Source organism: Microbacterium sp. NPDC055683 (genome assembly GCF_053617895.1).
The window spans coordinates 1-4,264 of sequence record NZ_JBSHGQ010000077.1 but is presented as its reverse complement, the minus strand read 5'-3'; the positions used below and the strand labels follow the sequence as shown (position 1 = coordinate 4,264).

The following is a 4,264-nucleotide window of genomic DNA, read 5'->3' as shown; positions in this document are numbered from 1 at the left end:
CCCGCACCCCCTCGGGTCAGAAGGCCGAGACCTCGGCGACCCAGGTGTCCCAGCTGGTCTGCTCGTCCTCGATGCCGTCGAACACCCGCGTCACGGCGTTCTGCAGCGCATCGTGGAACTGGAAGTACTTCGGCCCCTTGACGGGGGAGACGGTGACCGCCTCGGCGCGCTCGATGCCGATCTCGCCCGTCGGCGCGTCGTTGAAGTAGGGGTTCGTGAAGCCGGTGAGGTCGGCGCTCTCGTACGCGTCGGGCTGGCTCGGGAACGTCCCGGCGTTGACGAACGCCTCGATCTGCGTCTCAGGGGACGTCAGCCAGTCGGCGAGCTCCTGCGCGGCGGCGACGTTCTCGCCGTTGGCCGGGATCACGAGGTAGGAGCCGCCCCAGTTGCCGCCGCCACCGGGGAAGACGTCGGCGATGTTCCAGCCGTCGACGTCGGGAGCCTCGCCCGCGATGATGCCGTGCATCCATCCGGGGCAGAGCATGGCGGCGAACTCGCCGTTCGCCATCGAGGCGTACCAGTCCTCGCTCCACTGACCGGCGTAGGCCGCGATCGGAACGGCCTTCTCGACGACGGTCTCGTACGCCTCCTGCACGTCGGGGTTCTCGGTGGCGACCACCGTGCCGTCGGCCTCCTCGTAGGTGACCTCGATCTGGTTCATGAGCCCCTGGAGGACGGAGTTCGCGGAGTCGATGAAGGGCGTGCCCGTCGTGTCGACGTACTCCTGGCCGACCGTGAAGAAGTCGTCCCACGTCGTGAAGAGCCCGGCGACCTCGGCGGGGTCGGTGGGGAGGCCGGCCGATTCGAACAGGTCCTCGCGGTAGCAGACCGCCTGGGGGCCGATGTCGGTGCCGTAGGCGACGAGGTTGCCGTCCGCGTCCGTCGCGGCGGCCTCCTTCCAGTCGAGCCAGCGTCCCTCGAGGTCGGCGGGGACGGGAGCGAGCAGGTCGGCGTACTGCATCATCTCCGAGAACCAGTCGATCTCGACGGCCTCGATGTCGGCGAGGCCGGTGTTGCCGAGCTTCTGGAAGAAGTTCGCGCGGGCGTCGTTCGACGTGGCGGCCTTGTTGTGGACGATCGTCACGTTCGGGTGCTCGTCCATGTACTCCTGGAGGAGCTCGTCGGTGTAGCCGAAGTCGTTGAAGGTCGAGATCGTGATCTCGACGGGGGCATCCGGATCTGCCGGCTGGGCGGCGTCGTCCGATCCGGAGCAGCCGGCGAGCGCGAGGCCGCCGATCGCGAGGGCGCTGACCGCGGCAGCGCCGCGGCGGAGGGCACGAGTGGACACAGTCACTCCTTTGTGGTGGGTGCGGGATGGCCATGTGAGAGCGCTCCCACGGCCTGACACGGCACTCTATGGGAGCGCTCTCACGCTCGTCAAGTCATCCTTCGGATGACAGGCTGGCGGAATGCCGTTCACCGCTCCCCCCACCTTCACGACCCGCCCCGACCTCGCCGGCACGTTCGGGATGGCCGCGTCGACGCACGGCACGGTGTCGACGGTCGCGCAGGCCGTGCTCGAGCGGGGCGGCAACGCCTTCGACGCCGTCGTCGCCGGCGCGTTCGTCCTCCACGTCGTGGAGCCCCACCTCAACGGGCCGGGCGGCGATGTCGTCGCGATCTTCGCCACGTCGGGATCGGCCCCGCGCGTGCTCGTCGGCCAGGGCCCCGCCCCTGCGGGCGCGACGATCGCGCACTACCGCGCCGAGGGCCTCGATCTCGTCCCCGGCGCGGGCGCCCTGGCGGCCACGGTGCCGGGAGCGGTCGACGCCTGGCTCCTGCTCTTGCGCGACCACGGCACGTGGGAGCTCGGCGACGTGCTCGCGTACGCCGTCGGGTATGCGCGAGACGGCCATCCCGTGCTGCGGAACGTCGTGTCGACCATCCGCGGCGTCGCGGAGCTCTTCCGCGACCACTGGCCCACCTCCGCCGCCCGGTGGATGCCGCGCGGCCGCCTCCCCCGGCCAGGCGATCTCGTCGGCAACCCCGTCTACGCCGACGTGCTCGACGACGTCGTCGCCGCCGCGACGGGCGCCGATCGCGGAGCGCGCATCGACGCCGCTCGCGCGAGATGGCGCGACATCGTCGGCCGGGCGGTCGAGGGCTTCGTCGGCACGCCGCACCGGCACTCCGACGGGCGGGACCACGCGGGCGTGCTGACCGCGGCCGACCTCGCCCGCTTCGAGGCGTCGTACGAGACGCCTGCCACGGCGCGGTTCCGCGGGTACACGATCGCGAAGACGGGCGCGTGGGGCCAGGGTCCTGCGCTCCTCCAGTCCCTCGCCATCCTCGACGGCTTCGACGACGCGCACCTCGATCCGTCGACGGAGGTCGGGGCGCACACGATCCTGGAGGCGCAGAAGCTCGCGCTCGCCGACCGCGAAGCCTGGTACGGCGAAGGCCTCTCTCCTGTCGAGCTCGAGCACATGCTCTCCGCGGAATATGCACGCGGGCGACGCGAGCTCATCGGCGAGCAGGCATCGCTCGACCTGCGCCCAGGAGCCGTGCCGGGTCGGCCGGCCCCGGCCATCCCGGCGCTTCGAACGCAGACGACGACGGCCGCGGGCGTCGGGGAGCCGACGGTGCGCGTGACGAGCGAGCTGCCCACCGGTCGCGACGGCGTCGCCCGCGGCGACACATGCCACATCGACGTCGTGGACCGGTGGGGGAACATCGTCTCGGCGACGCCGTCGGGCGGATGGCTGCAGTCGTCGCCCACGATCCCCGGGCTCGGGTTCTGCCTCGGCACGAGGCTGCAGATGACGTGGCTCGACGAGGGCTCGCCGACGGCGCTGCGGCCGGGCGACCGTCCGCGCACGACGCTCACACCGACGCTCGTGCTGCGCGACGCCGAGCCCGTGATGGCACTGGGATCGCCGGGCGGCGATCAGCAGGACCAGTGGCAGCTGCTGTTCCTGCTGAGGGTGCTCGCCGGAGGATGGTCGCCGCAGCAGGCGATCGACGCGCCCGCCTTCCACACGACGTCGTTCCCGGGATCGTTCTGGCCCCGGACGGGGACGCCGGGCGGGGCGATCGTGGAGGACCGGCTCGGCGACGACGTCATCTCGGGGCTCGAGCGGCGCGGCCACGTCGTGACGCGCGCCGGAGACTGGGCGCTCGGGCGCCTCTCGGCCGTCACGCGCGACCCCGCCACGGGCATCCTCGGGGCGGCCGCCAACCCGCGCGGTGCGCAAGGGTACGCGGTCGGACGCTGAGCCGGGCGGGCGGGTGACGCGCGCCGACTAGAATGGTGGCGATCCCCCTCCCGCGACATCCGGAGCTCATCTCATGCCCACCATCGTCGTCGACGTCATGCCCAAGGCCGAGCTGCTGGACCCGCAGGGCAAGGCGGTCACCGGATCGCTCGCCCGGCTCGGGCACGGCGCCTTCCAGAACGTGCGCATCGGCAAGCGCATCGAGCTGACCGTCGACGGCGAGGTCACCGACGAGGTGCTCGCCGAGGCGAAGGCGATCGCGGATGAGATCCTCTCCAACGCCGTCATCGAGGACGTCGTGAACGTGGCGGTCGTCGAATGACCGCCCGCATCGGCGTCATCACGTTCCCCGGCTCGCTCGACGACCGCGACGCGCAGCGCGCCGTGCGCGTCGCCGGCGGCGAGCCCGTCGCCCTCTGGCACGGTTCCCACGACCTGCAGGGCGTCGACGCCGTCATCCTGCCCGGCGGCTTCTCCTACGGCGACTACCTGCGCGCCGGGGCGATCGCGGCGCTCGCGCCGATCATGTCGGAGGTGAAGGACGCCGCGGCCAAGGGCGTGCCCGTCCTCGGCATCTGCAACGGCTTCCAGATGCTCGTCGAGGCGCACCTGCTTCCGGGCGGGCTCATCCGCAACGCGCACCAGCAGTTCATCCGCCGCGACCAGCGCCTGCGCGTCGAGAACGCCGACACCGCGTGGACGAACGGCTTCGACAAGGGCGCCGAGATCGTCATCCCGCTGAAGAACGCCGACGGCGGATACATCGCCGACGACGAGACGCTCAAGCGCATCGAGGGCGAGGGCCAGGTGGCCTTCCGCTATCTCGGCGTGAACCCGAACGGCTCTCTGAACGACATCGCGGGCCTCGTCAACGAGCGCGGCAACGTCGTGGGCCTCATGCCGCACCCCGAGCACGCCGTCGAGCCCGGCTTCGGCCCCGGGACGCCGGCCGCCATGCGCTCGGGAGTCGACGGCCTCACGTTCTTCCAGTCGGCCATCTCCGCGGTCGTCGCGCAGGCGGCCTGAGACGCCACGACGAAGCCCCGGCG

General features: G+C 71.8%; 4 protein-coding genes. 3 read left to right on the top strand and 1 reads right to left on the bottom strand.

Going from position 1 to position 4,264, the window contains the following annotated elements; all coding sequences use genetic code 11:
• Positions 1-16: 16 nt before the first annotated feature.
• Positions 17-1,288 (bottom strand): ABC transporter substrate-binding protein, encoded by a 1,272-nt coding sequence (locus tag ACWGPF_RS17415; RefSeq protein WP_452333986.1) that lies wholly within the window; start codon positions 1,286-1,288, stop codon positions 17-19.
• Between the two features lie 121 nt (positions 1,289-1,409).
• Here ACWGPF_RS17415 and ACWGPF_RS17410 point away from each other — a divergent pair, with 121 nt between their 5' ends.
• From ACWGPF_RS17410 to purQ, 3 genes are all read left to right on the top strand, one after another.
• Positions 1,410-3,215 (top strand): gamma-glutamyltransferase family protein, encoded by a 1,806-nt coding sequence (locus tag ACWGPF_RS17410; RefSeq protein ID WP_452333985.1) that lies wholly within the window; start codon positions 1,410-1,412, stop codon positions 3,213-3,215.
• Between the two features lie 73 nt (positions 3,216-3,288).
• Positions 3,289-3,537, top strand: coding sequence for a phosphoribosylformylglycinamidine synthase subunit PurS (gene purS, locus ACWGPF_RS17405; RefSeq protein WP_345437139.1), 249 nt, complete (start codon positions 3,289-3,291; stop codon positions 3,535-3,537).
• A complete protein-coding gene (gene purQ, locus ACWGPF_RS17400; RefSeq protein WP_452333984.1) occupies positions 3,534-4,241 on the top strand; it encodes a phosphoribosylformylglycinamidine synthase subunit PurQ in 708 nt (235 codons plus the stop codon). Before purS ends, purQ begins: the two co-directional genes overlap by 4 nt.
• Positions 4,242-4,264 lie beyond the last annotated feature (23 nt).

What these genes read in the sequence shown, in the direction of transcription:
- ACWGPF_RS17410 (WP_452333985.1), top strand. Translation starts at nt 1,410, where the DNA reads ATGCCGTTCACCGCTCCCCCCACCTTCACGACCCGCCCCGACCTCGCC.
- purS (WP_345437139.1), top strand. Translation starts at nt 3,289, where the DNA reads ATGCCCACCATCGTCGTCGACGTCATGCCCAAGGCCGAGCTGCTGGAC.
- purQ (WP_452333984.1), top strand. Translation starts at nt 3,534, where the DNA reads ATGACCGCCCGCATCGGCGTCATCACGTTCCCCGGCTCGCTCGACGAC.